Raw genomic sequence first — 23,508 nt, 5'->3', positions numbered from 1 at the left:
TCTTAAGCCTCTATAATGGAGGCAAGGAGAGTGGCATGAGTTGGAAGACGGCACACATCGGCAAGGAAGGCGATCAGCTCGCACTTTCCGGTGTAAAAGTGTGGCAGCAGGAATGGCGCTGGCTCGACAGCAGGACCGTGACGCTGCCCAATCCGCTCGAACCGGTGCAGACCCAGTCGTACATGATCTGCGAAGTCGGCACCAAGACCCGCCCGGTCCAGTTCGCGGCGAGCAAGCTGCCAAGCGGGCTCTGGTCGTTCTACGTTCCCGATTGAATGACGAAGGGCGGCCTCTCGCGAGACCGCCCTCCTCTTCTAGCACCGATCGCCGGCGTCAGATATCGTCGCCGAGTGCGCCCTTGACCTTGCCGGCCAGCTGCTGGCCCTTGCCCTTGAGCTCCTGCGCGGCGCCTTCGTCGCGGGTTTCGGGGTCGCTGCTCTGCTGCTTGATCTTGCCGGCCGCCTCGTTGACGTTGCCCTTGATCTTGTCGGTGAGTTCACCCATGATTTCAAACTCCTGGCTCTAGGACCGGCGCATGATGCGCCCTGTCTTGCGTGCATCCTAACAACGGTTATGGCCGGGTGGGGTTCCTGCGATGCCCGATCGGATTGCCGCGCATTATGAACGCCACGCCCATGCGTTCGACGAAGCACGCCGCAAGAACTTCGTCGAAAAGGCCTGGCTCGATCGCTTCCTGCTGGGGGTGCCGAAGGGTGGCCATGTGCTCGACCTCGGCTGCGGCGCAGGCGAACCGATCGCCCGCTATCTGATCGACAAGGGCCGGGAATTGACCGGCGTCGACGCATCCGAGGCCATGATCACACTCGCGCGAACCCGATTCGGCCGGCACAGGTGGATCCGCGGCGACATGCGCCATGTCGTGATCGACGGGCACTTCCATGGCGTCGTCGCCTGGGACAGCGTCTTTCACCTGCGCTCGGAGGAGCAGGCCGAGATAGTGGTGAAGGTGGCCCACTGGCTGGCACCGGGCGGAGCGTTCCTCTTCAACACCGGACCGGCGCGCGGCGAAGTCATAGGGTGCCAGTTCGGCGAGGGACTATACTATGCCAGCCTCGCCCCGGCCGAATATCGCGCGCTGTTCGCAGAATACGGGCTGCTCGAAGTGGCGTTCGCGCCACGCGATGCGACTGCCGGGGGAAGGGCGGTCTGGCTGGCGCGCAAACCGCAGTAAGCCGGCGCGCTCATCTCGCCCCCAAAAGGTTAGGGACAGTCAGGCCAACGCGTCCACGCGTGATTCAGTTCGGTGTGGCCAGCCGGGAAAAGGCGAGCGCGCCGAGCTTCCACTCGCCGCCCTTCTTCACATATGTCTCGGTTACCGAGAACGGATTATCGGCCACGTTCCCGCGGACGATGGCGTGGAGATCGATCCGGCTGAGGACGATGGCGGTATCCCCGATAAACCTCACCGATATCTCCTTGATGTCGGCTCGACGATACTCGATGTTCCCGCCCTTGATGACCTCGAGTTCCTCGGGCTTGGTCATCGTCCTGCTCATGTGGACGAAGATCGCCTTGTCGTCGAACAGTCTGGCCAGTGCGTCGACGTTCTTGTCGGCCATCCACAGCCACTTTTGCCTCGAGAGGTCGATTAACTCCTTGTCCAGTGCAACCGCGCTCGACTGTGCAGGTGGCGCAGGGTCGGCACCAACCGGAGCGGGGGCAAGCAGCAATGCAAACGCGAATGGCCCGATCATACTCCGCTCCAAGCTAGATGGTGATCCGAGTGTAGCGCCATCAGCCTGTCAGCAACCGGGCAGATCGGCAACCGGGTTCATCGCTGCCGCCCGCCTTCGCACGCGCGCGACTGCAAGACCTTAGATCAGCCCCGCGAGCGGGCTGCTCGGATCGGCATAACGCCGCTTGGCCATCCGTCCCGCGCGGTACGACAATCGACCCGCCTCGACCGCGGCCTTCATCGCCGCAGCCATCAGGATCGGGTCCTTTGCCTCGGCGATCGCGGTGTTCATGAGCACGCCATCGCAGCCGAGTTCCATCGCCACCGCCGCATCCGAGGCCGAGCCCACGCCGGCATCGACCAGCACCGGCACCTTGGCGCCTTCGACGATCAGCCGGATCGTCACCCGGTTCTGGATGCCGAGCCCCGAGCCGATCGGCGCGCCCAGCGGCATGATCGCGACTGCGCCGACATCCTCGAGCCGCTTCGCCGCGATCGGATCGTCGACACAATAGACCATCGGCTTGAAGCCCTCCTTGGCGAGGATCTCGGTCGCGCGCAAAGTCTCGACCATGTCCGGGTAGAGCGTCCGCGCCTCGCCGAGCACTTCGAGCTTGACCAGGTCCCAGCCCCCAGCCTCGCGCGCCAGCCGCAGCGTGCGGATCGCGCTCTCGGCATCGAAGCAGCCCGCGGTGTTGGGGAGATAGGTGATCTTCTTCGGGTCGATATAATCGGTGAGCATCGGCGCATTGGGATCGCTGACATTCACCCGGCGCACCGCCACGGTGACGATCTCGGCGCCCGATGCCGCCACCGCCGCGGCGTTCTGCTCGAAATCCTTGTACTTGCCGGTGCCGACGATCAGCCGCGAGCGGAAGGTCCGCCCCGCGACGCTCCAGCTGTCGTCCGCGATCGGGCGGACATGATCGCCGCCGCCGACGAAGTGGACGATCTCGAGCTCGTCGCCGTCCTTGACCAGGACTTCGCCCAAGGTCGAACGCGGCACCACTTCCAAGTTGCGCTCGACTGCGATCTTCTCGGGCACCAGCCCGAGCTGTTCCGCGAGCTGAATGATGGTGAGGCCCGCCGCGACGCGCTTGTGCTCGCCGTTGACGACTATGCTGACGGTACCGTCGGTGTGCACGCGCTTAACCTCCGTTCGGGCTGAGCTTGTCGAAGCCCCGTTCTTTTCTTCCGCCGCCACGAAGGAAGAAGAGCGGCCCTTCGACAAGCTTAGGGCGAACGGGAAAGGATCAGCAGCCCGATTTGATCGCTGACGCTGCGTCATATAGAGGCGATGGGCAGACCCGCAACCGAAAGGCACCGGCTTGGCCGATACGATCTACGTCCTCAACGGCCCCAACCTCAACCTGCTGGGGCTGCGCGAGCCGGAGATCTACGGCTCGGCGACGCTGGACGATATCGCGGGCGACCTCGAGGACCGGGCGAGAGAACTCGATCTGGTCATCGACATGCGCCAGTCGAACCATGAGGGCCACCTCATCGACTGGCTGCACGAAGCGCAGGCCCGGGGCGCGAGGGCAGTGCTCCTCAATCCGGGCGGGTACACGCACAGCTCGATCGCGTTGCACGATGCCGTCAAGAGCATCACGACGCCGGTGATCGAGGTCCATCTTTCCAACCCGCATGCGCGCGAGGACTTCCGGCACATCAGCTATGTCGGCCGTGCCGCACGCGGAACCATCGCCGGCTTCGGCGCGCTCTCGTACATGCTTGCGCTTGAAGCCGCGGCGCGTCTCTGACATGAGCCCGCGTTTCATCGGATAAAAGGGTCGCAATGGCCGAAGATACCAAACAAGGGGCGATGCACGTCGATATCGAGCTGGTCCGCCAGCTCGCCGCCGTGCTCGACGAGACACAGCTTACCGAAATCGAAGTCGAGGACGGTGAACGCCGCGTGCGCGTCGCGCGGACCGTGACGGTCGCGCCGGCAATGCAATATGCCGCACCGGCGACCGCGCCCGTCGCTTCCGCGCCTGCCGCCGCCGAAGTCGGGGCCTCTGCGCCCGCCGCCGCGGCGAACGCAGTCAAGTCGCCGATGGTCGGCACAGCCTATCTCAAGCCCAATCCGGAGGCGAAGAGCTTCATAACGGTGGGCGACAAGGTTGCTGCCGGCGACACGCTGCTGATCATCGAGGCGATGAAGGTGATGAACGCCATCCAGGCCCCCGCCGCCGGAACGGTCAAGGCGATCCTCATCGAGAACGGCCAGCCGGTCGAGTTCGACCAGCCGCTCGTGGTCGTCGAGTAAGCATGGCCGAAATCAAGAAGCTGCTGATCGCCAATCGCGGCGAGATCGCGCTGCGCATCCACCGTGCCTGCCACGAGATGGGGATCAAGACCGTCGCGGTGCACTCGACCGCCGACAGCGACGCGATGCACGTGCGGCTTGCCGACGAGGCGATCTGCATCGGGCCGCCGAGCGCGACCGAGAGCTATCTCAACATCCCCAACATCATCTCGGCAGCCGAGATCTCGGGCGCGGACGCGATCCACCCGGGCTATGGCTTCCTCTCGGAGAACGCCCAGTTCGCCGAGATCGTCGAGGCGCACGGGATCATCTTCGTCGGGCCCAAGCCCGAGCATATCCGCACGATGGGCGACAAGATCGAAGCCAAGCGCACCGCGGGCGCGCTCGGCCTGCCGCTCGTCCCCGGCTCGGACGGTGCGATCAGCGACCTCGCCGAAGCCAAGATCATCGCCGCGAAAGCCGGCTACCCGGTGATCATCAAGGCGGCATCGGGCGGCGGCGGGCGCGGCATGAAGGTGTGCACCTCCGAGGACCAGCTCGAAACCTTGATGCAGCAGGCGGGCAGCGAGGCGAAGGCCGCGTTCGGCGACGCCACCGTCTATCTCGAAAAATATCTCGGCAATCCGCGCCATATCGAGATCCAGGTGTTCGGCGACGGCAACGGCAATGCCGTCCATCTCGGCGAGCGCGACTGCTCGCTCCAGCGCCGCCACCAGAAGGTGCTCGAGGAAGCCCCCTCCCCCGTGCTCGGCGAGGCCGATCGCGCGCGGATCGGTGGCGTCTGTGCCAAGGCGATGGCCGATATGGCCTATCGCGGCGCGGGGACGATCGAGTTCCTGTGGGAGAATGGCGAGTTCTACTTCATCGAGATGAACACCCGGCTCCAGGTCGAGCATCCGGTGACCGAGATGATCACCGGGCTCGATCTCGTCCGCGAGCAGATCCGCGTCGCCGAGGGGCATGGCCTGTCGTGCACGCAGGACAAGATTCAGTTCCACGGCCATGCGATCGAATGCCGGATCAATGCCGAGGATCCGCGCACCTTCGCGCCTTCGCCGGGCACGGTGAAGCAGTTCCACGCGCCGGGCGGGATGCACGTCCGCGTCGATAGCGGGCTCTACACCGGCTACAAGGTGCCGCCTTATTACGACAGCATGATCGCCAAGCTGATCGTCTATGGCTCGACGCGCGAACGCTGCCTGATGCGGCTGCGCCGTGCGCTCGAGGAATTCGTGATCGAGGGGATGAAGACCACGATCCCGCTTCATCAGGCACTGCTCGACGATCCCGAGTTCCAGGCGGGGGCATATACGATCAAGTGGCTCGAGGAATGGCTGGCGAAGCAGGACGCGCAATAGCTCGACCGTTCGCCCTGAGCGTGTCGAAGGGCGCTTTCCTCCGGCACCGGTCAAGCACCGTGCTTCGACAAGCTCAGCACGAACGGATGGGTGAATGAAAGCCACGATCTACCACAATCCGCGCTGCTCGAAATCGCGCGAGGCGCTGGCGATTCTGCAGGAGGCCGGCGCCGAGGTCGAGATCGTTGAATATCTCAAGACTCCGCCCTCGCGCGCGAAGCTTGCCGAGCTCTATGCCCGCGCCGGCATCAGCCCGCGCGCGGGGCTGCGGATCGCAGAGGATGGCGCCAAGCCGCTCAAGTCCGCCGACGGCGATACCATCCTCGACGCGATGATGGTCGATCCGCTGCTGATCGAACGCCCGCTGGTCGAGACCGAAAAGGGCGTCCGCCTCGGCCGCCCGCCCGAGAAGGTGCGCGAAATCCTGTGACCGCCGACAAGGGCAAGGTCGTCCGCCCCGGCCGTAATGCGTGGCGCGTCGAGCAGGCGATTCGCGTCTCGGTGATCGTCGACGCCGAGGATTATTTCCGCGCCGCGCGCGACGCGATGCTGCTGGCGAAACGCCAGATCCTGCTGATCGGCTGGGACTTCGACGCCCGGATCGAGCTGGCGGAGCCGTCTGACGAAGCGCCCGACGCCCCCGAGCAGGTCGGGCCGTTCATCACCTGGCTGGCGAAGCGCAATCCCGAACTCGAAATCTATCTGCTGCGCTGGGATGTCGGTGCGCTGAAGACCTATTTGCGGCCCAAGACCCTGAGCACGACGGCGCGCTGGATGCTCCATCCCCGCATCCATCCCATGCTCGACAGTACCCACCCGCCAGGCGCGTCGCACCACCAGAAGATCGTCGTGATCGACGATTGCCTCGCTTTCTGCGGGGGCATCGACATGACCAACAAGCGCTGGGACACCCGCGGCCACCGCGACGACGAGCCCGGTCGCGTCGACCCCGGCGGAGCCGCCTACATGCCCTGGCACGACGCTTCCACGGCGCTGCAGGGGCCCGTCGCGGCGGTGCTGGGCGACCTGTGCCGCGAGCGCTGGGAGCTGGCCGGCGGCAGGCCGATCGCCCCGCCGCCCGCGCGCGACGCGTGCTGGCCCGAAATCCTGACCCCGCATTTCACCGACGTGCCCGCCGCGATCTCGCGCACCCAGCCCGAGATGAAGGGCGTCGAGGCGGTCCACGAGATCGAGCAGCTCTATCTCGACCTGATCGCGCGTGCCGAGCGGACGATCTATGCCGAGAGCCAGTATTTCGCCTCGCGCCGCATCGCCGAGGCGATCGCGCGGCGGCTCGACGAGGCAGACGGCCCGGAGATACTGATCGTCAATCCGCTGGCGGCCGATGGCTGGCTAGAGCAGGTGGCGATGGACACGGCCCGCGCCCGGCTGGTCGAGGCGCTACGCAAACGCGACAAATATGGCCGGCTGCGAATCTATCACCCGTTCACCGCCGGCGGCGCGCCGATCTATGTCCATGCCAAGGTGCTGGTGGTGGACGACATGGTGCTGCGCGTCGGCTCGTCCAACTTCAACAACCGCTCGCTGCGGCTCGACACCGAATGCGACGTGACGATCGAGGCGGGGCCGGCGGACGAGTCGAATCGCAGCCATATCGCCTCGATCCGCAACGGCTTGCTGGCAGAGCATCTCGATTGCACGCCCGAGGAAGTCGCCGAAGCGATCGAGAGCGAATCGCTGATCGCCGCGGTCGAGCGCCTCCGCCAGCGCGGCGGCAAGACGCTGCGGCCCTATGAAGTCCCCGACCTCGAGGGGGTCACCGCATGGCTCGCCGACCACGAGGTCCTCGACCCCGAAAATCCGGAGGACCTGTTCGAGCCGATCGCCGGCCCCGGCCTGTTCCGAAGGCTGCGCAAGCCGAAGGGGTGACCCCCGTATAAGCCCCTTCCCTTCAAGCGAGCGGTTCGGCGAACTGAGCATGAAGGGGCGAGCGGCTTTCCGTTCGCCCCTCGCCACTCAGGATTGCGCTTGTGCGGCGCCCGGCGCGAATACGCGCAGGCGGTGGCCATCAGGGTCGAGCGTGACGAAGGTGGTGCCGAAGCTCATGACCGTCGGCGGCTGAAGGATCGTCAACCCGCGCCCGGCCCAATCGGCGTGCGTGGCTTCGACCGCCGCCGCGTCGGCGACGGCAAAGGCGATCTCGCTCGCGCCCGATTGCCCCGAGCTTTGCGGTTCGACAGTATCGCGCAGCCACAGGCCGAGCATGACTCCGTCCCGCAGCGCCAGCATCGCAAAGCCCGGTTTCTGGTCGACGATCGGGATTCCCAACTGCTCGTTGTAGAAGGCCGCACTAGCGATTTCGTCCGCGACGTGCAGCAGCAGGAAGTTGAAATCCGGCATGACGTTCCTCCGTTCGCGGCGTTCGGGATCGAACGCCGGTGGGAAGGTCTACGAAATTATGCTGTCAGTTTGTGGCAGCAGTCATTGTTCGGGAATGTTCCGGATCGTGCGCCATTCCTTGAACAGCGCGACCCTGCGGCGCGGATATCTCGCGGTTACCTCGAACGCCATGATCCGGTCGGTCCGGAAATGGCGGTAGCCGTTACGCAACTCGCACCACGCGACGACCACGCGCACCCGATCGTAAAACGCCAGCGCAATGGGCCAGATGATGCGGTCGGTGGCGTTGCCGTGCTCGTCCGCATAGGCGATCTGCATCTTGCGCTCGGAGCGGATGGCCTGGCGGATCGACGCCAGTTCGGCGTCGCCGGCGGCTATCGGTTCGCCGGGGCCGATCAACAGGCCCGACGCTTCCACGCTCGCCTTGAGGTCTTCGGGCAGCACGGCGCCGATCTTGGCGAGCACATTGCGCGCTGCCTTGCCCAGCGGCCCGTCCGCCCGTTCCGAAACCCAGCGCGAGCCGAGCACCAAAGCCTCGATCTCCTCCTCGGAGAACATCAGCGGTGGCAGCATGAAGCCGGGGCGCAGTACATAGCCCACCCCCGCTTCGCCCTCGATCGGCGCGCCCTGCGCCCGCAAGGTCTCGATGTCGCGATACAGCGTGCGGAGAGAGACGCCGATCTCCTCGGCCAGAACAGTGCCGGAAACCGCGCGGCGATGCCGGCGCAGCACCTGGATCAGGTCGAGAAGGCGCTGGGCGCGTGACATGATGACTGCCCTCCTGAGGTCGATGATAGCATAGTGCCACGATCTGGCAGTAGGGACATTCTCGCCGCAGCGCGGCACTTCGCCCCCGCTTGTTCGCAACTTCTCCACCCGCACCGGGGTGACGAAACCTCGCACCCTCGCTAAAGCCCGCGGCATGACTCAGATCACGCCCGAGATCGTCGCCGAGCACGGCCTGTCCCCCGAGGAATATGATCGCGTCCTGCACGCGATGGGCCGCGCGCCCAATCTGACCGAGCTCGGCATCTTCAGCGTGATGTGGTCCGAGCATTGCAGCTATAAATCGAGCCGCATCCACCTGAAGAAGCTGCCCACCACCGGCCCGCAAGTGATCTGCGGCCCCGGCGAGAATGCCGGCGTGGTCGATATCGGCGACGGTCAGGCCGCCATCTTCAAGATGGAGAGCCACAACCACCCCTCGTACATCGAACCCTATCAGGGCGCGGCGACCGGGGTCGGCGGCATCCTGCGCGACGTGTTCACGATGGGCGCCCGCCCGGTGGCGAATCTGAACGCATTGCGCTTCGGCCGGCCCGATCACCCGAAGATGCGCCACCTGATCGCCGGCGTCGTTCACGGTATCGGCGGCTATGGCAATTGCGTCGGCGTCCCGACGGTGGGCGGCGAAGTGAACTTCCACCCGGCCTATGACGGCAACATCCTGGTCAACGCGATGACCGTCGGCATCGCCGAGCAGGACAAGATCTTCTATTCGGCCGCCTCGGGGATCGGCAATTCGATCGTCTATGTCGGCTCGAAGACCGGCCGCGACGGCATCCATGGCGCGACGATGGCCTCGGCCGATTTCGGCGAGGATTCGGACGAGAAGCGCCCCACCGTCCAGGTCGGCGACCCCTTCACCGAGAAACTGCTGATCGAGGCCTGCCTCGAGCTGATGGCCTCGGACGCGATCGTCGCGATCCAGGACATGGGCGCCGCCGGACTCACCTCATCCTCAGTCGAGATGGCCAGCAAGGGCGGCGTCGGCATCGAGCTGGTGATGGACGACGTCCCGCAGCGCGAAACCGGCATGACCCCGTACGAGATGATGCTGAGCGAGAGCCAGGAGCGGATGCTCATGGTGCTCAAGCCCGGCCGCGAGGATTTCGCCGAGGCGATCTTCCGCAAATGGGAGCTCGACTTCGCGGTGATCGGCCATGTCACCGATACCGGCCGCATGGTGCTCAAATGGAAGGGCGAGGTGGTTGCGGACATTCCGCTCGCCCCGCTCGCCGACGACGCGCCGCTTTATGACCGTCCGCACGTGCCGACGCCGAAACGCGCGCCGCTGATGGACGTGCCCGAAAGCAAGGATCCGGTCGCCGATCTGATCAAGCTGATGGGCTCGCCCGACATCGCCAGCCGCCGTTGGATCTGGGAGCAATATGACCACATGGTCGGTGCCGACACCGTCCAGCGCCCGGGCGGCGACGCCGCCGTGGTCCGCGTCCACGGCACCCAAAAGGGCCTCGCGATCACCACCGATTGCACCCCGCGTTACTGCTTTGCCGATCCGGTCGAGGGCGGCAAACAGGCAGTCGCGGAGGCGTGGCGCAATTTGACTTCGGTCGGTGCCAACCCGCTCGCGATCACCAATTGCCTCAACTTCGCCAATCCCCAGCGCCCCGAGATCATGGGCCAGATCGTCGGCTGCCTCGAAGGCATGTCGGAGGCGTGCATCGCGCTCGACTTCCCGATCGTGTCGGGCAATGTCAGCCTCTACAACGAGAGCAAGGCGACCGGCGGCGGCTCGGCGATCCTGCCCACGCCGGCGATCGGCGGGCTTGGGCTGCTCGTGGACTGGTCGAAGAGCTGCACGATCGCTTTCAAGGGCGTCGGCGACACGATTCTCGCGATCGGCGAGCGCGGCGGCGATCTCGGCCAGTCGATCTGGCTGCGCGAAATCCACGGCCGCGAGGACGGCCCCCCGCCCCCGGTCGATCTCGCCGCCGAGCGCCGCACCGGCGACTTCATCCGCGCGCAGATCGCCAACGGTGCGATCACTGCCTGCCACGACGTCTCGGACGGCGGTCTCGCCGTCACAGTCGCCGAAATGGCGCTCGCCTCGGGGATCGGCGCGCTGGTCAACGAGCCGCAGCCCTTCGGCATCGCCGGCTCGCTGTTCGGCGAGGATCAGGGTCTCTACATCGTCACCGTCTGCGATTCGTGCCTCGCCGATTTCATGGTCGCGGCGCACAAGGCCGACGTGCCCGCCGACCATCTCGGCCGGACGATCAAGGAGCGGATGATCTTCGAGCTCGACGAAGGCGACTGGACCGTCTCGCTGGCCGATCTCCGCACCGCGCACGAAGGTTTCTTCCCGGCGCTGATGGGAGCCGACGCGGCGCTCGCCTGAAGCCGCGGGGACTATCCCCGCCCCGGATTGCGCCTAAGATGCCCCCCGGAGGTGCTGATGACCGCTGGCTATTCCGGAACGCCGCTCGCCGACAAGCTCGGGCTCAAGCGCGGCATGCGCTGCTGGTTCCACAACATGCCCGAAAGCGTGCGCGCGACGATCGACCCGGAGGGGGCGGAAGTCGAGGAGCAGCCGACCGCTTCCGACGGGCTCCAATGCGCGCATCTTTTCGTGACCGAACGTGCCAGACTGGAACGCGAGCTCGCGGCGCTGCGACCCTTGATGGCGCAGAACGGCTTCATCTGGATTTCATGGCCTAAGCAGGCGGCCAAAGTGGACACCGACGTTACGGAAGACGTCATTCGCGAGGTGTCATTGCCGACGGGGTTGGTCGATATCAAGGTGTGCGCCGTCGACGAGACCTGGTCGGGCCTCAAGCTCGTGATCCGCAAGGAAAATCGCGAGCCTAAGGGAAACCGCTGACTGGCTTTTCCGATTTTAATGTGCACGATTTGCGCATGCCAAACCGTGCTGCGCTGCCTTGGCGGCCCTATCCTCCACTGACCGATGCCGAGCGCATCGCGCGTGCACGGGCTTTCAGCACTTCGATGCAGTCGCGCCGCAGCTGCCGCGCGTTCAGCGAGGAGCCGGTGCCGCGCGAAGTCATCGAGGCGGCACTGGCCGCTGCGGGCTCGGCCCCCAACGGTGCCAACCGCCAGCCCTGGCATTTCTGCGTCGTCTCCTCGCCCGAGGCCAAGTGCGCGATCCGGATCGCCGCCGAGGAGGAGGAGCGCGCATTCTACGACGGCCGCGCCGGCAGCGAATGGCTCGAGGCCCTGGTCCCGCTCGGCACCGGCTCCGACAAGCCCTATCTCGAAACTGCCGCCTGGCTGATCGTGGTCTTCGCACAGCGTCGCGGCGGGCCCGATCCCGACAACCTCAAGCAGAATTACTATGTGACCGAGAGCGTCGGCCTCGCTTGCGGATTGCTGATCGCCACGCTGCACCAGGCGGGCGTCGCAACGCTCGTCCACACGCCGAACCCGATGCGATTCCTCAACCGGGTGTGCCGTCGCCCCGACAATGAAAAGCCGCTGATGATCATCGTCGCCGGGCATCCCGGCGCGGATGCCGTGATCCCCGCGCACGCCGTCGAAAAGAAGTCGCTGGAGCAGATTGCGAGCTGGCTGTAGCGCTCGCCGCATGAATGCGGCCCTGCCCAGCAACGATGCGCACGGCCAGCGCCGGCTCGCCTCGCTCGATGTGGTCCGCGGCGTCGCGGTGCTCGGCATCCTGCTGCTCAACATTGTGAGCTTCGGCCTGCCCGAGGCGGCCTATCTCAATCCGCGCGCCTATGGCGGCTGGCACGGTGCCGATCTCGCGGCGTGGCTGGTCAATTTCATAGTGTTCGACGGCAAGATGCGCGGGTTGTTCTCGTTTCTGTTCGGCGCGTCACTGCTGCTCGTCGCCGAGCGCGCAGAGGCGAGCGGCCAGAGCGCCGCCACGGTCCATTACCGGCGGATGGCGTGGCTGCTGGGCTTCGGGCTCGCGCATCTCTGGCTGGTCTGGCACGGCGACATCCTCACCCATTATGCGCTGGTGGGGATGCTCGCCTTCGGATTGCGCGACCTGCCGACCCATCGGCTGGTGACGCTCGGTGCGTTGCTGATCGGCGTGAGCGTCTTCTTCTTCGCTGCGGTGCCGATCGCCGTGCACCAGGGACAGGGCCTCGCCGCGCTCAACCGGACGATGGGCATGCCCCCAGCCGCCGAGATCGCCCGTGAGATCGCGCTTTATCGCAGCGGCTACATGTCGATTCTCCCTGCCCGATGGGCCGAACATGCCACCACGCCGCTGCCGATGCTGTGGTTCTACGGGCCCGAGACGCTGGCCTATATGCTGTTCGGCATGGCCGCGCTGCGCAGCGGCATGCTCCGCGGGGAATGGCCGCGGGCGCGGTATCGCCGATGGTTGCGCATCTGCTGGGGCGTGGCGCTGCCCGCTTATGTCGCGCTCGCTCTCTACGTCATACTCGCGCAGTTCGGCCTGTTCTCATTGGCCTTGGGAAGCTGGACGCTCACCGCGCCGCTGCGCCCGCCGATGATCGCCGGCTGGATCTGCCTGATCCTGCTGCTCGCCAGGCCCGGCGGCGCGCTGACCGAGCGCCTCGCCGCGGCGGGGCGGATGGCATTCACCAACTATCTGCTGACCAGCCTGATCTGCACGACCCTGTTCTACGGCTACGGCCTGGGTTGGTTCGGCCAGCTGTCGCGCTGGCAGCTCTATCCGGTGGTCTTCGCGGTGTGGGCCCTGATATTGTCATGGTCGAAGCCGTGGCTCGCCCGTTTCCGATTCGGCCCGTTCGAATGGCTGTGGCGCAGCCTTGCGCGCGGGCAGTGGCAGCGGCTGCGGGGCCCGGCCTCGGTATAAATGCGAATGCCTCGCAATACCCTTGCGAATCGATCTCATTAGCCGTACATCCGCCCGATCGAAGCGTGAGGGTCCGATGGTCGTCTGCGTTTGCAATGCAATTCGGGAACAGGATGTGCGCGCGGCCGCCCGCGACGGTGCGACCAGCGCCTGCCAGGCGTATCGTGCGCTCGGGCGGAGCCCGAAATGCGGGCAATGCGTGCCTTTCGCCCGCGAGATCATCAATGACGAGCGTGCGGCTGCGTAGCGTTCGCAACTAGAAAAACCGCGGATTTCTGCGGTTTTCGGCGCCCTCTTTTAGCGCTATGGCATCCCTGCAAAGCATAGGGATGACGGCCATGAAGGGCGACGCAAAGGTCCTCGAATATTTGAACGAGGTGCTCAGGAACGAGCTCACCGCGATCAACCAATATTGGCTGCACTACCGGCTGCTCGACAATTGGGGCGTCAGGAAACTCGCCGAGCTGGAACGTCACGAATCGATCGACGAGATGAAGCACGCCGACAAATTGGCGGAGCGCATCCTCTTCCTCGACGGGCTGCCCAATTTTCAGCTGCTCGGGCGGCTGCGCATCGGCGAGACCGTCGAGGAGATCCTCCGCGCCGATCTGGCGGTGGAGATCGAGGCGATCGCGCTGCTCAAGGACGCGATCCAGCATTGCGAGGGCGTGCGCGATTATGTCAGCCGCGACTTGTTCACCTATATCCTCGAGAGCGAGGAAGAGCATGTCGACACGCTCGAGCGCCAGTTCGACATGATCGCGCGGATGGGACTGGAAAATTACATCCAGCTCAACAGCAAGGCGGAAGAAGCGAGCTAGAGAACCGGCCGCCGACCGAACGCCATCGGCTTGCGCGCGACCAGCGGGTTCGCCTCGCGTTCGAGCAGGTCGAGCGTGGTCTCGAACAAGGGCCGCAGCTTGACGACATGCTCGAGCGCCTCGGTCGGCGTCTCGCGGCGCTCGATGCAGCCGCGCGCTATCATTTCGATCGTCTCCGCCAGGTCTGCCAGCGGGTCGGCGCCGAACTGGCGCGACTCGCCCTTGAGCGTGTGCGCGGGAATCACCATCGCAGTGGCGTTGTGGCCGCGCATCGCGTCCTCGATGCGGTCGACCGACTTGATCCCGTCCTCGCGGAAATAGCCGAGAATGCGCACGAAATTGGCGCCAAGCTCCGAGCGCGCCTGCTGGTAGCTTTGCCAGTTCACCAGCGGATCATTGCCGATCGTCACGTCCATAGCTCAAGCATACCCCCCGGAACGGCACGGGACGATGATAGTACAGGAACGTAAACAGGGCGTTGACGGGTAATGCCCGGGGGTTTGGAGCGATCAGGTGTGCTTGTCGCGATCGAACGGATTCTTCGAGGCGCGCAGCGCGAGGCGCACCGGCACCGCGCCGAAATCGAATTCCTTGCGCAATCCGTTGATCAGATAGCGCTGATAGCTGACCGGCAGCAGATCGACGCGGGTGCCGAACAGCACGAAGCTGGGCGGGCGACTCTTGTTCTGCGTGATATAACGCGGCTTGATCCGCTTGCCGCCAGGCGCGGGCGGCGGGTTGGTCTCGATAGCGCGCTCGAACCAGCGATTGAGCTGACCGGTCGAGACACGGCGCGACCAGGCGTCGCGGGTCTCGAAGGCGACCTGCATGAGCATGTCGAGCCCCTTGCCGGTCTCGGCCGAAACGGTGAGCAGGGGCACGCCCTTGACCTGCGCCAGCCCCTCATCGAGCGCGCCCTTTACGCCGTTGAACAGGCTGGAAGCGTTCTCGGCGACGTCCCATTTGTTGAGCGCGATCACCAGCGCGCGACCTTCCTGAAGGACGCGATCGGCGATCTTGAGATCCTGCACTTCAAGCCCGCGGGTGGCATCGAGCAGCAGTACGACGACTTCGGCAAAGTCGACTGCGCGCATCGCATCCATCACCGAGAGCTTTTCGAGCTTCTCCTCGATCTTGGCGCGCTTGCGCATCCCCGCAGTGTCGATCAGGCGGACGGCCCTGAGATTGCCTTCGGCGTCGGGCCATTGCCAGTCGATCGAGATCGAATCGCGGGTAATCCCCGCCTCGGGGCCGGTGATCATGCGATCTTCGCCGAGCAGCTTGTTGACCAGCGTCGACTTGCCGGCATTGGGACGGCCGACGATCGCCAGCTTGAGCGGCGCGTCGGGTGATTCCTCGTCTTCGGGCTCGACACCCTCTTCCGCATCGCGCTCGACATGCGGCAGCAGCGCTTCGAACAGGTCGACCACGCCTTCGCCATGCTCGGCCGAAAAGGGGATCGGATCGCCGAGCCCGAGCGCCATCGCCTCGTAGATTCCCGCCTCGCCCGCTTTGCCCTCGCACTTGTTGGCCATCAGCACCACCGGGCGGTCGGTGCTGCGCAACCAGCGCGCGATCTCCGCGTCGAGCGGCGTGATGCCCGCGCGCGCGTCGATCATGAACAGCGAGACGTCGGCGTCGCGTACCGCGGCCTCGGTCTGTGCGCGCATCCGCCCGGGCAGCGTCGCGGCCTCGTCTTCCTCGTATCCGGCGGTGTCCATCACCCGGAACTCGAGCCCAAGCAAATTGGCATCCCCCTCGCGGCGGTCGCGCGTCACGCCGGGCTGGTCGTCGACCAGCGCCAGCCGCTTGCCGACCAGACGGTTGAACAGCGTCGACTTGCCGACATTCGGCCGTCCGATGATCGCGACGATGGGTAGGGGCATTTTTATTCCGATATCATCTCCCCTCCCTGAAAGGGAGGGGCTGGGGGTGGGTGCGAGCGAAGCGAGCTCCCAAGCGTGCCATAAACAGCAAAGAGCGAGGCATCGAGCCCCGCTCTTTGCTTGACCCACCCCTAGCCCCTCCCTGCAAGCAGGGAGGGAACAAAGACTATCTATACGCGCTCAGCCGGCCCTTGTCGTCGAGGACGTAGATCGTGTTGTTGGCCACCGTCAGCGGCAGCGTGATCGACTCCTTGACGTCCATCGTCGAGGTCACGCTGCCATCGGCCGGCGAGGCGAAGACGATCTCGCCCTCGCTGTTGCCGAGCACGAGGCGGCCACCGGCGAGCACCGGGCCGACCCAGCTGATCGGGTTCTTCAACTTCTTCTCGTTGCGGTAATGGCGCAGCTGCGAGATCCAGCGGATCTTGCCGGTGCCGCGCGCGATCGCGAGCAGCCGCGCGTCGTCGGTCACTACGAACAGCCATTCGCCCGCCGCCCAGGGGGTGGAGATGCCGGCAATGGTCTGCTCCCACAGCGGATTGCCGCTGGCGATGTCCATTGCGACCATGCGGCCGCCTTGCCCGATCGCGTAGACGCGGCCCTGATCGATCACCGGCTCGGCATCGATGTCCGACAGCGAAGAGACCGAGGTCGACATCGACGTACGCGACAGCACCACGTCCCACAGCGACCGCCCATTCTCGTAACGATAGGCATTGAGCTCGCCCGAAGAGAAGCCTGCGATCACGGTGCCCTGCGCCGAAGCCGGCGCGGCGACGCCGAACACGCCCTGCGTCTCGAGACTGGCCGAGACCGTCCAGCTGATCTCGCCGGTGTCCTGGGAGAGCGCGAACAACTGGTTGTCCTGCGTCACGACATAGGCATTGCCGTTGGCCAGCGTCGGCGCACCGCGCAGCGGCCCGCCCGGACGCTTGCGCCAGAGCACCTTGCCGTCGGTCGCGTTGAGCGCGACGACATCGCCAAGCCCATTGGAGGCAAAAGCGCGCTCGCCTTCGACGCTGACTCCGCCGCCGAAGCGGGCGCTCTCATTGCCCTTGCCGTCGGTGGTCGCGGTGCGCCACAATTCGGCGCCGGTGTCCGCCGCCAAAGCGTGGACGACACCATCGGTGTCGATCACGAACAATTTGTTCTCGGAAACCACCGGCGCGGCGGCAAGGCGCTCTTTCTTCGAGGGCTTGGCGACGTCCTTCGACCAGATCCGCGTCGGGCTCGCGCCGAGCGCAAGGTGCCCCATCGACTTGGCGGCATTGCCGCCGGGCTGGCGCCAGCCGTCGTTCGCCGCCGCCTCGGGCAGCAGCACTTCGACGCCGGCCAGCGACTTGTCGGCGACGACATCCCTTTCCGAGACCAGAATCGGCACGCGCTCGCCGAGCACGGGGGTTTTCTTGCCGCCGCCTTTGAAGATCCCGCAGCCGCTCACCATAGCGAGCGCCGCGAGAGCGGCAGCCACCCTCACCTTGTTATTCATTTAGCCTTGGTTTCCTTCGACTGATCGATGGCGTCGACACCGAGTACGCCGGCCAGCTGAACCGCACGTTGACGGATCGATTCGGGGACCTTGTCGCCGCCCTGGGCGATCTGCCCGTAGAGCCTGCCCGCTTCGGCCTTGTTGCCTGCCTTGAGATACGCCGCGGCGACGAGTTCGCCCGCGCTGCCGAGCCACGGCGAATTGGGATTGGTCAGGCCCTTGAGGCGGTCGATCACGACCTGCGGCTTGAGGGTGTCATATTCGGCGACCGTCTGGCGCACGAGTGCGAGGTCGCGGAAGGGCTGCTCGTATTTGGTGCTGTTCGCAACTTCGGCGAACTTCGCCGCCGCGCCCTTGATGTCGTTCTTCTGGAGCAGCAGATTCCCCTGCGAAATCCGCGCCATTGCGGCATAGCCCTCACCGCTGTCGGTGGCGATCTTGTCGAGCGCGGGGATCGCCTTGTCGGTCTGGTTCTGCTCGACCAGGCGCATTGCGGAGTCATATCCCTCGCCCTGCTTGCCGGCCTGGCTCTGGCTGTGATGCTGCCAATACAGCCACCCGGCGAGCGCGATCAGCGCGACCACGACGGCGCCCACGATCAGCTGGCCGTAGCGCCGGAAGATCTGCATCGCCTGATCGCGGCGATACTCCTCGTCGACTTCGCGCATAAATGCTTCGTCAGTGGTGCCGGAAGGAGGAAGCGCCAAGAGTGACTCCATGGGTGTGCTGCGGGCGCGGACCTTAGCCGCGGGCACCGCCTGAGGGAAGCGCTCGCCTAGCCCTTCAGCCGCGCGCCGGATAGACCTGTTCTGCGCCCGGAAAATCCCGTGACCGGACTTCGGCGGCATAGGTCTCAACCGCGGCGGAAATGCGGCCAGCGAGATCGTCATAGCGCTTCACGAAGCGCGGCGTGCGCTCGAACAGCCCGAGCATGTCCTCGGTAACCAGCACCTGCCCGTCGCATTGCGCCGACGCGCCGATTCCGATCACCGGAACCGTAACCGCCGCGGTGATTTCGTTGGCGAGTCCCTCGACCACCCCCTCCGCGACCATCCCGAACGCGCCGGCATCGGCGATCGCGCGGGCATCGTCGAGGATCTGGGCATGCTCGGCATTGCTGCGCCCGCGCGCGCCGTAGCCGCCGAGCGCGTTCACCGATTGCGGCGTGAGCCCGATATGCCCCATCACCGGGATCCCGCGCCGGGTGAGGAACTCGACCACCGGTGCCATCGCCGTCCCGCCTTCCAGCTTCACGCCGGCCGCACCGGTCTCCGCCAGCACCCGCGCCGCCGATTCGAACGCGCGCTCGGGGCTCGCTTCGTAGCTGCCGAACGGCATGTCGACGATCACCACCGAATGCCAGCTGCCGCGCACTACCGCCGCGCCGTGCGCGATCATCATGTCGAGCGTCACCGGCAGCGTCGACGGCAGGCCGTAGATCACCTGCCCCAGGCTGTCGCCGACCAGCAGCACGTCGCAGTGCGGATCGAGCAATTGCGCCATCCGCGTGGTGTAGGCGGTGAGCATCACCACCGGCTCCTTGCCCTTGCGGTTGCGGATCGCGGGAATGGTGAGCCGCTTCATCGGCGCGGGCGTCGGATTGGCGCGGCTGGTGCCGCTGTCGAGCGTGTAGGTTGACATGAATCGGCTCTAGCCGCTCGTGCGCGCCCGCGCCAGCGAGGCCGCGGTCAGGAGATCCAGCCGCGCTGCCGGGCGAACCTGGCCAGCCAGATCTGGAACACCGCCACTGCCGCGATGAACAGCGGGAACGGCATGGTCGCGCCCGCCCCTTTGCGCGCGAGCATGTCGGTGCCCAGGAAGACATAGCCGAACTGGACGATCACTGCGATCAGCGAGATCGCGAACAGCGGCAAAGCGAGCTTCGAGCGGAACAGCAACGCGATCGACCCGAGCAGCCCGCCGCCTACCGCTGCGGCGTAGACCGGCGTGAACCAGCCGGGCAGCGCCGCATAATAAGCGCGGTCCCAGTCGGTGGCATTCGGGTCCATCGCTGCACCGAACTTGACGTGCATGTACAAGGCGATGCAGCCGAGCACGCCCCACAAGGCCAGCAGCACCGCGACTGCGATGAACCAGCCCGGGGGCCGCTGCCGAAGATAGGTTGCCACGCCTTCCTCCCATGCCTGCGAATTCTGGAACGCAGATGTAACGGAATGCGGGCGGAATCGCTAGGTGGAGGACTCATATTCCCAAACTTCGTCATCCCCGCGAAAGCGGGGACCCATCTCCCGGACTCTCCAAAGTTACGACGGCTTTTATTTGCGGCGCGCGGCGGAGATGGGTGCCCGCTTTCGCCGGGATGGCGACGATCGCGATAATTGTTAATTAAATCATATACTTGGATACGGTCTTGAACCTAGGCCGCTCGATTTTGCTTGCACGGTTTGCAGTCCACGGCCCCCCCTTGCAATGTAGGATTTCATTTGCTGAGATCGATGCGATGCCTTCCGGCGCCGCTCTTCGACACTGTCGACGCCGATCCAAATACGAAGCGCGTCTGCACCGGACCGTTGCGAATTCCGGCAGGGCATGTTTGCCGCTGGACATGCGCGACAGTGTGACCCTGGTGTGACCTTCCATCGCCGCGGCGCGATCGCCTGCCTTTGATCGCGAGCGGTTTCTAACCCGAGGCCTGACCTAGAGCAGCGCGGCGGCGTAGCGTTCCGATTTGAAACCGACGATCAGCCCGCCGGGATGCTCGAGCACCGGGCGCCTGATCATCGAGGGCTGCGCCAGCATCAGCGCGGTCGCCTTCTCGGCGTCGAGGTTCGCCTTGTCGGAATCAGGGAGCTTGCGGAAAGTGGTGCCGGCGCGATTGAGGACGGTCTCCCACCCCTTGGCCGCGATCCACCGCGAGAGCGACGCGGTGTCCACGCCGGCGGTTTTATGGTCGTGAAAATCATGGGCGATGGCATGATCGTCGAGCCAGGCACGCGCCTTCCTGATCGTGTCGCAATTCTTGATGCCATATATCGTGACGGTCATGCGGAATCCTTCAGGAAGCGGCCGAGCGTGACGACCTTCTGCCGCTCGAGCCCGAGCGCCGCATAGAAGCCGAGCGCGGCGTCATTGTCCTCTCGAACCATGAGTTGGAGCTTGGGGGCTCCGCGGGCGCGGAGCCAGTCCTCGGCGGCGGCCATCAGCGCGCGGCCGAGGCCGGCGCGGCGGCTGTCGGGAGCGACCGCGAGGTAATAGACCCAGCCGCGATGCCCGTCGAAGCCGACCATCACGCTGCCGGCGAGAGATTTACCGTCACGCGCAACGAGGACCGCCGAGCTTGCCCCGCCCAGCGCGAGCGCGAAGTCAGCTTGCGGATCGTTCCACGGCCGGGTGAGGCCGCAAGCATTCCACAATTCCACTACCCCTTCGCCGTCGTCCGCCGCCGCAGCTTCGATCAACGGGCGATGCATGTCGCGCCAGCCCAGAGATTGGTGACCTCACCCCCCGCATCGCGCGCGCTGAGCAGGCCGGACATCCCGCCGGCACTGAATTCGATACCCAGAGTCGAGTCCTCGATCGTGACCGCGGTTGCGGATTCGAGTTGCTTGCGAGTCGCGCCGATGCCCACGCCGGCCGCGGTGACAAAACGGCCACCGTCGTGCCCATCGAGGTCCCAGCCGACGAACTTGCCGCCGTCGAAATAAGCACCAAGCCCACCGCGGAAGCTGGCGAAGGACAATGCGCCCGCCCCGCACTCCTGATCGTCACCCTCCTCGATCGGGCTGCCGAGCATTTTGGCGAGCGCTTCGGTCACGGCGGCGCGCGGCATCCCGAACGTCACCTGACGCGCGCCGCCGGTGCCGAACACGAGGCTCAGGCCATCCGGCGCGAGGTTGACCACCGGCTCGGAGGCTTCGGCCGCATTCGCGGCGGATTGCGGCACGGGCACGATCAACTCGTTCTCGTTGCCGGTGATCACCATCGAGCGGCCGGCATGCGCCTCACGCTCGGAGCCGCCGCAGCCCGCGAGCGCCAGCGGCGCGATAAGCAAACCGACCCGCAGCATTCCCGATCGATTATTCTGAAGCATCATACGCGTTGGTCCATAAAGGGCGGTCGTCCCGCTGACGACGAGAAACCGTATCCCGGACCCGTCGGAAATTGTCGCTTCTGAATTCAAGGGAGAATTTCCAGGGGTCAGTCGCGCGATATCGACAGCCCGGCGAGAAGCGGAGCGTGTCCGGCGAGCCTGCCGGATACGAACTCGGTAAAAAGCCGCACGCGCTTCGTCTTGCGTGTCTCCCCCTGGGTGAGCAGCCAGAGCGTTCCGTACAAGTGCAGGTCGGTGCCCGGCACCCGCACCAACAGCGGGTCGGCATCTCCGACGAAGCACGGCAGTGTCGTGATCCCGAGCCCCTGCCGTACGGCAACGACCTGCGCCTCGGCGTCCGTGGTCCTGAACGGAACCCCCGTCGTGCGAACCTCGCCCTCGCTCGCCCAGTCCGGGACGCCATGCATGCTGATGACGATCCAGCGGATGGGGTCAGCCGCGCCGGCACGCCACGCGGCCAGTAGATCGCGAGACATGTAGACGCCGCCGAACAGCTCCGGGCCCTTCAGGCCGTGAAGATTGAGCGGCAGGGTTTTGCGGTCGTAGACGACTCGGATCGCCACATCGGCCTCGCGGTTGGTCAGATTTGCCAGCTCGCCGGACGACAGGATGTCCATCTCGATGTCCGGATGCAGCCGCGCGAAATCGGCGAAGTCCGGCATGAGCAGGTGCGCCGCGAGGGTCGGCGCCGTCGTCACCCGCAAAAGCCCGCGCACGCTCTGGTCGCGTCCGAGGACGCGCGTCTCCAGCTGGTGAGACGTCGCTTCCATCTGAATCGCGAGCCCGAGGACTTCCTCGCCCGCGGCCGTCAAGCGGTAGCCCGTAGGCAGCTTTTCGAACATCTGCGCGCCCAAGCGTTCCTCGAGCTGAGCGATCCGTCGCAGCACGGTCGCGTGGTTCACACCGAGGCGGTTGGCGGCAGCGCGCACCGAGCCTTCGCGCGCGGCGGCTAGAAAGTAGCGAACGTCGTCCCAATCGATCATGGTGCAATCCTGCGCCGAGCGGCGCGCGCTTCAAAGCCTTTTGATGACGCGCTTCACCCGCGGTGCGCACCGCCGACGCGCTTATGCCGGATCGTTTACGCACCACCGATGTGCGTGATTTCGCACTCACTCCAGGATCACGCGACCCCATCTCAGGGCTCTCGGGGAACCGCCGCACACAGACTTAGGCCGACAACGCGAATTAGCATGAAAGACATGATCAGACTGAAGGGAAAGACCGCCGTGATCACCGGCGGCGCTACCGGCATCGGCCTCGCCGCTGCAAAGCGCTTCATCGAGGAAGGCGCTTTCGTGTTCCTCTTCGGCCGCCGGCAGGAATCGCTCGACACCGCTGTGGCCGAGCTAGGGCCCAACGCCCGCGCCGTGCGGGGCTCGGTCTCCGACGAGGCCGATCTCGACCGACTCTACGCAGCGGTCGGGGCCGAGCGCGGAACCCTCGACGTGGTCTTCGCCAATGCCGGGGCGGGAAGCCCGCTCGCACTCGGCAAGATCACCGCAGCGCATATCGACGAAATCTTCGATACCAATGTGAAGGGTACGATCTTCACGGTCCAGAAGGCGCTGCCGCTGATGGGCGAGGGCGGTTCGATCATCCTGACCGGATCGAGTGCCGGCACCACGGGCGCTCCCGCATTCACTGCCTACAGCGCGAGCAAGGCGGCGGTGCGCAATCTCGCGCGGAGCTGGGCGGAGGACCTGAAGGGCACCGGCATCCGGGTAAACGTGCTGTCGCCTGGGGCGACGGCGACCGAGCTCGCCAAGGAAGCGCTGGGCGCGGAGGGCCAGAAGGCCTTCGCCGCGATGACTCCGCTCCAGCGCATGGTCGATCCGGCGGAGATCGGCGCAGCGGCCGCCTTTCTCGCCTCTTCGGACAGCAGCTTCATGACCGCCAGCGAGCTCGCCGTCGACGGCGGCCTCGCGCAACTCTGACGTACTGCACCGGCCGTCGGAAACGTCAAAAACCAAAGGAGAATATA

29 protein-coding genes are annotated in these 23,508 nt (G+C 65.7%); 14 read left to right on the top strand and 15 right to left on the bottom strand.

Annotated elements, in window-relative coordinates:
- The first annotated feature begins 35 nt into the window (after positions 1-35).
- Positions 36-275 carry a hypothetical protein gene (locus tag E5A73_RS17715; protein ID WP_135965177.1) on the top strand — a complete coding sequence of 80 codons (240 nt, stop codon included), beginning with the start codon at positions 36-38 and terminating at the stop codon, positions 273-275.
- 58 nt (positions 276-333) lie between these two features.
- Here the strand turns inward: E5A73_RS17715 and E5A73_RS17710 are convergent, their stop codons facing one another.
- The gene (locus E5A73_RS17710; protein ID WP_135965176.1) at positions 334-504 is read right to left on the bottom strand and encodes a CsbD family protein; all 171 of its coding nucleotides are present in this window, start codon (positions 502-504) and stop codon (positions 334-336) included.
- A 91-nt stretch (positions 505-595) separates the two neighbouring features.
- On the opposite strand from E5A73_RS17710, the gene E5A73_RS17705 reads away from it, so the two are divergent.
- Positions 596-1,192, top strand: coding sequence for a class I SAM-dependent DNA methyltransferase (locus tag E5A73_RS17705; protein WP_135965175.1), 597 nt, complete (start codon positions 596-598; stop codon positions 1,190-1,192).
- Between the two features lie 64 nt (positions 1,193-1,256).
- Here E5A73_RS17705 and E5A73_RS17700 read toward each other — a convergent pair whose 3' ends face one another.
- Both E5A73_RS17700 and thiS read right to left on the bottom strand, forming a co-directional pair.
- A complete protein-coding gene (locus E5A73_RS17700) occupies positions 1,257-1,610 on the bottom strand; it encodes a nuclear transport factor 2 family protein (RefSeq protein WP_276605818.1) in 354 nt (117 codons plus the stop codon).
- A 225-nt stretch (positions 1,611-1,835) separates the two neighbouring features.
- Positions 1,836-2,840 carry a sulfur carrier protein ThiS gene (gene thiS / locus E5A73_RS17695; RefSeq protein ID WP_135965173.1) on the bottom strand — a complete coding sequence of 335 codons (1,005 nt, stop codon included), beginning with the start codon at positions 2,838-2,840 and terminating at the stop codon, positions 1,836-1,838.
- A gap of 184 nt (positions 2,841-3,024) precedes the next feature.
- On the opposite strand from thiS, the gene aroQ reads away from it, so the two are divergent.
- The 5 genes from aroQ to E5A73_RS17670 all read left to right on the top strand — a co-directional run bounded on the left by aroQ (position 3,025) and on the right by E5A73_RS17670 (position 7,216).
- Complete coding sequence (gene aroQ / locus E5A73_RS17690) at positions 3,025-3,459, top strand: type II 3-dehydroquinate dehydratase (RefSeq protein ID WP_135965172.1); 435 nt, start codon at positions 3,025-3,027, stop codon at positions 3,457-3,459.
- 35 nt (positions 3,460-3,494) lie between these two features.
- Entirely contained in the window at positions 3,495-3,968 is a 474-nt protein-coding gene (accB, locus tag E5A73_RS17685; RefSeq protein WP_135965171.1) for an acetyl-CoA carboxylase biotin carboxyl carrier protein, read from the top strand.
- Between the two features lie 2 nt (positions 3,969-3,970).
- Positions 3,971-5,326: an acetyl-CoA carboxylase biotin carboxylase subunit gene (gene accC / locus E5A73_RS17680; RefSeq protein WP_135965170.1), complete on the top strand. Its 1,356-nt coding sequence runs from the start codon at positions 3,971-3,973 to the stop codon at positions 5,324-5,326.
- A 94-nt stretch (positions 5,327-5,420) separates the two neighbouring features.
- Positions 5,421-5,756, top strand: coding sequence for an arsenate reductase (glutaredoxin) (gene arsC, locus E5A73_RS17675; protein WP_135965169.1), 336 nt, complete (start codon positions 5,421-5,423; stop codon positions 5,754-5,756).
- Entirely contained in the window at positions 5,753-7,216 is a 1,464-nt protein-coding gene (locus E5A73_RS17670) for a phospholipase D-like domain-containing protein (protein ID WP_135965168.1), read from the top strand. Before arsC ends, E5A73_RS17670 begins: the two co-directional genes overlap by 4 nt.
- Positions 7,217-7,303: 87 nt before the next feature.
- Here E5A73_RS17670 and E5A73_RS17665 read toward each other — a convergent pair whose 3' ends face one another.
- Both E5A73_RS17665 and E5A73_RS17660 read right to left on the bottom strand, forming a co-directional pair.
- Positions 7,304-7,687, bottom strand: coding sequence for a VOC family protein (locus E5A73_RS17665; RefSeq protein WP_135965167.1), 384 nt, complete (start codon positions 7,685-7,687; stop codon positions 7,304-7,306).
- Positions 7,688-7,768: 81 nt separating this feature from the next.
- Entirely contained in the window at positions 7,769-8,455 is a 687-nt protein-coding gene (locus tag E5A73_RS17660; RefSeq protein ID WP_135965166.1) for a helix-turn-helix transcriptional regulator, read from the bottom strand.
- A 154-nt stretch (positions 8,456-8,609) separates the two neighbouring features.
- On the opposite strand from E5A73_RS17660, the gene purL reads away from it, so the two are divergent.
- The 6 genes from purL to bfr all read left to right on the top strand — a co-directional run bounded on the left by purL (position 8,610) and on the right by bfr (position 14,080).
- The gene (purL, locus tag E5A73_RS17655; RefSeq protein ID WP_135965165.1) at positions 8,610-10,829 is read left to right on the top strand and encodes a phosphoribosylformylglycinamidine synthase subunit PurL; all 2,220 of its coding nucleotides are present in this window, start codon (positions 8,610-8,612) and stop codon (positions 10,827-10,829) included.
- Between the two features lie 57 nt (positions 10,830-10,886).
- On the top strand, positions 10,887-11,312 hold the full coding sequence (locus E5A73_RS17650; protein ID WP_135965164.1) for a DUF3052 family protein: 426 nt from the start codon (positions 10,887-10,889) through the stop codon (positions 11,310-11,312).
- 35 nt (positions 11,313-11,347) lie between these two features.
- On the top strand, positions 11,348-12,022 hold the full coding sequence (locus E5A73_RS17645) for a nitroreductase family protein (RefSeq protein WP_135965163.1): 675 nt from the start codon (positions 11,348-11,350) through the stop codon (positions 12,020-12,022).
- Between the two features lie 10 nt (positions 12,023-12,032).
- Positions 12,033-13,259, top strand: coding sequence for a DUF418 domain-containing protein (locus E5A73_RS17640; RefSeq protein ID WP_135965162.1), 1,227 nt, complete (start codon positions 12,033-12,035; stop codon positions 13,257-13,259).
- A 76-nt stretch (positions 13,260-13,335) separates the two neighbouring features.
- Complete coding sequence (locus E5A73_RS17635; protein WP_135965161.1) at positions 13,336-13,506, top strand: (2Fe-2S)-binding protein; 171 nt, start codon at positions 13,336-13,338, stop codon at positions 13,504-13,506.
- Positions 13,507-13,597: 91 nt separating this feature from the next.
- Complete coding sequence (gene bfr / locus E5A73_RS17630; protein ID WP_135965160.1) at positions 13,598-14,080, top strand: bacterioferritin; 483 nt, start codon at positions 13,598-13,600, stop codon at positions 14,078-14,080.
- Here bfr and E5A73_RS17625 read toward each other — a convergent pair.
- The 10 genes from E5A73_RS17625 to E5A73_RS17580 all read right to left on the bottom strand — a co-directional run bounded on the left by E5A73_RS17625 (position 14,077) and on the right by E5A73_RS17580 (position 22,510).
- Complete coding sequence (locus E5A73_RS17625) at positions 14,077-14,496, bottom strand: Hpt domain-containing protein (protein ID WP_135965159.1); 420 nt, start codon at positions 14,494-14,496, stop codon at positions 14,077-14,079. The genes bfr and E5A73_RS17625 overlap by 4 nt on opposite strands.
- Positions 14,497-14,589: 93 nt before the next feature.
- Positions 14,590-15,966, bottom strand: coding sequence for a ribosome biogenesis GTPase Der (gene der / locus E5A73_RS17620; protein WP_135965158.1), 1,377 nt, complete (start codon positions 15,964-15,966; stop codon positions 14,590-14,592).
- 166 nt (positions 15,967-16,132) lie between these two features.
- A complete protein-coding gene (locus E5A73_RS17615; RefSeq protein ID WP_135965157.1) occupies positions 16,133-17,455 on the bottom strand; it encodes an outer membrane protein assembly factor BamB family protein in 1,323 nt (440 codons plus the stop codon).
- Positions 17,452-18,123: a tetratricopeptide repeat protein gene (locus tag E5A73_RS17610; protein WP_240700243.1), complete on the bottom strand. Its 672-nt coding sequence runs from the start codon at positions 18,121-18,123 to the stop codon at positions 17,452-17,454. Before E5A73_RS17610 ends, E5A73_RS17615 begins: the two co-directional genes overlap by 4 nt.
- A 115-nt stretch (positions 18,124-18,238) precedes the next feature.
- Positions 18,239-19,096 carry a 3-methyl-2-oxobutanoate hydroxymethyltransferase gene (gene panB / locus E5A73_RS17605; RefSeq protein WP_135965155.1) on the bottom strand — a complete coding sequence of 286 codons (858 nt, stop codon included), beginning with the start codon at positions 19,094-19,096 and terminating at the stop codon, positions 18,239-18,241.
- Between the two features lie 47 nt (positions 19,097-19,143).
- The gene (locus E5A73_RS17600) at positions 19,144-19,584 is read right to left on the bottom strand and encodes a hypothetical protein (RefSeq protein WP_168355972.1); all 441 of its coding nucleotides are present in this window, start codon (positions 19,582-19,584) and stop codon (positions 19,144-19,146) included.
- A gap of 529 nt (positions 19,585-20,113) precedes the next feature.
- Positions 20,114-20,461, bottom strand: a complete 348-nt coding sequence (locus E5A73_RS17595; protein ID WP_135965154.1) for an ArsC family reductase — start codon at positions 20,459-20,461, stop codon at positions 20,114-20,116.
- Positions 20,458-20,886 carry a GNAT family acetyltransferase gene (locus E5A73_RS17590; protein WP_135965153.1) on the bottom strand — a complete coding sequence of 143 codons (429 nt, stop codon included), beginning with the start codon at positions 20,884-20,886 and terminating at the stop codon, positions 20,458-20,460. Before E5A73_RS17590 ends, E5A73_RS17595 begins: the two co-directional genes overlap by 4 nt.
- The gene (locus E5A73_RS17585; RefSeq protein WP_135965152.1) at positions 20,871-21,482 is read right to left on the bottom strand and encodes a hypothetical protein; all 612 of its coding nucleotides are present in this window, start codon (positions 21,480-21,482) and stop codon (positions 20,871-20,873) included. Before E5A73_RS17585 ends, E5A73_RS17590 begins: the two co-directional genes overlap by 16 nt.
- Before the next feature lie 131 nt (positions 21,483-21,613).
- On the bottom strand, positions 21,614-22,510 hold the full coding sequence (locus E5A73_RS17580) for a LysR family transcriptional regulator (protein WP_135965151.1): 897 nt from the start codon (positions 22,508-22,510) through the stop codon (positions 21,614-21,616).
- Between the two features lie 216 nt (positions 22,511-22,726).
- Here E5A73_RS17580 and E5A73_RS17575 point away from each other — a divergent pair, with 216 nt between their 5' ends.
- Positions 22,727-23,461 carry an SDR family NAD(P)-dependent oxidoreductase gene (locus E5A73_RS17575; protein ID WP_135965372.1) on the top strand — a complete coding sequence of 245 codons (735 nt, stop codon included), beginning with the start codon at positions 22,727-22,729 and terminating at the stop codon, positions 23,459-23,461.
- Positions 23,462-23,508: the final 47 nt, after the last annotated feature.

Source organism: Sphingomonas gei, assembly GCF_004792685.1.
Lineage (GTDB): Bacteria > Pseudomonadota > Alphaproteobacteria > Sphingomonadales > Sphingomonadaceae > Sphingomonas > Sphingomonas gei.
This window is presented reverse-complemented; position numbering and strand designations above follow the sequence as displayed.

Excerpts from the sequence above, each read along its gene's own strand:
- accB (WP_135965171.1), top strand. The coding sequence starts at position 3,495 with ATGGCCGAAGATACCAAACAAGGGGCGATGCACGTCGATATCGAGCTG.
- E5A73_RS17575 (WP_135965372.1), top strand. The coding sequence starts at position 22,727 with ATGATCAGACTGAAGGGAAAGACCGCCGTGATCACCGGCGGCGCTACC.
- E5A73_RS17640 (WP_135965162.1), top strand. The coding sequence starts at position 12,033 with ATGAATGCGGCCCTGCCCAGCAACGATGCGCACGGCCAGCGCCGGCTC.
- E5A73_RS17615 (WP_135965157.1), bottom strand. The coding sequence starts at position 17,455 with ATGAATAACAAGGTGAGGGTGGCTGCCGCTCTCGCGGCGCTCGCTATG.
- E5A73_RS17610 (WP_240700243.1), bottom strand. The coding sequence starts at position 18,123 with ATGCGCGAAGTCGACGAGGAGTATCGCCGCGATCAGGCGATGCAGATC.
- arsC (WP_135965169.1), top strand. The coding sequence starts at position 5,421 with ATGAAAGCCACGATCTACCACAATCCGCGCTGCTCGAAATCGCGCGAG.
- E5A73_RS17635 (WP_135965161.1), top strand. The coding sequence starts at position 13,336 with ATGGTCGTCTGCGTTTGCAATGCAATTCGGGAACAGGATGTGCGCGCG.
- bfr (WP_135965160.1), top strand. The coding sequence starts at position 13,598 with ATGAAGGGCGACGCAAAGGTCCTCGAATATTTGAACGAGGTGCTCAGG.
- E5A73_RS17585 (WP_135965152.1), bottom strand. The coding sequence starts at position 21,482 with ATGCTGCGGGTCGGTTTGCTTATCGCGCCGCTGGCGCTCGCGGGCTGC.
- E5A73_RS17665 (WP_135965167.1), bottom strand. The coding sequence starts at position 7,687 with ATGCCGGATTTCAACTTCCTGCTGCTGCACGTCGCGGACGAAATCGCT.
- panB (WP_135965155.1), bottom strand. The coding sequence starts at position 19,096 with ATGTCAACCTACACGCTCGACAGCGGCACCAGCCGCGCCAATCCGACG.
- E5A73_RS17590 (WP_135965153.1), bottom strand. The coding sequence starts at position 20,886 with ATGCATCGCCCGTTGATCGAAGCTGCGGCGGCGGACGACGGCGAAGGG.
- E5A73_RS17580 (WP_135965151.1), bottom strand. The coding sequence starts at position 22,510 with ATGATCGATTGGGACGACGTTCGCTACTTTCTAGCCGCCGCGCGCGAA.
- E5A73_RS17595 (WP_135965154.1), bottom strand. The coding sequence starts at position 20,461 with ATGACCGTCACGATATATGGCATCAAGAATTGCGACACGATCAGGAAG.
- accC (WP_135965170.1), top strand. The coding sequence starts at position 3,971 with ATGGCCGAAATCAAGAAGCTGCTGATCGCCAATCGCGGCGAGATCGCG.
- E5A73_RS17650 (WP_135965164.1), top strand. The coding sequence starts at position 10,887 with ATGACCGCTGGCTATTCCGGAACGCCGCTCGCCGACAAGCTCGGGCTC.
- purL (WP_135965165.1), top strand. The coding sequence starts at position 8,610 with ATGACTCAGATCACGCCCGAGATCGTCGCCGAGCACGGCCTGTCCCCC.
- E5A73_RS17705 (WP_135965175.1), top strand. The coding sequence starts at position 596 with ATGCCCGATCGGATTGCCGCGCATTATGAACGCCACGCCCATGCGTTC.
- E5A73_RS17715 (WP_135965177.1), top strand. The coding sequence starts at position 36 with ATGAGTTGGAAGACGGCACACATCGGCAAGGAAGGCGATCAGCTCGCA.
- der (WP_135965158.1), bottom strand. The coding sequence starts at position 15,966 with ATGCCCCTACCCATCGTCGCGATCATCGGACGGCCGAATGTCGGCAAG.
- E5A73_RS17660 (WP_135965166.1), bottom strand. The coding sequence starts at position 8,455 with ATGTCACGCGCCCAGCGCCTTCTCGACCTGATCCAGGTGCTGCGCCGG.
- E5A73_RS17710 (WP_135965176.1), bottom strand. The coding sequence starts at position 504 with ATGGGTGAACTCACCGACAAGATCAAGGGCAACGTCAACGAGGCGGCC.
- E5A73_RS17645 (WP_135965163.1), top strand. The coding sequence starts at position 11,348 with ATGCCAAACCGTGCTGCGCTGCCTTGGCGGCCCTATCCTCCACTGACC.
- E5A73_RS17625 (WP_135965159.1), bottom strand. The coding sequence starts at position 14,496 with ATGGACGTGACGATCGGCAATGATCCGCTGGTGAACTGGCAAAGCTAC.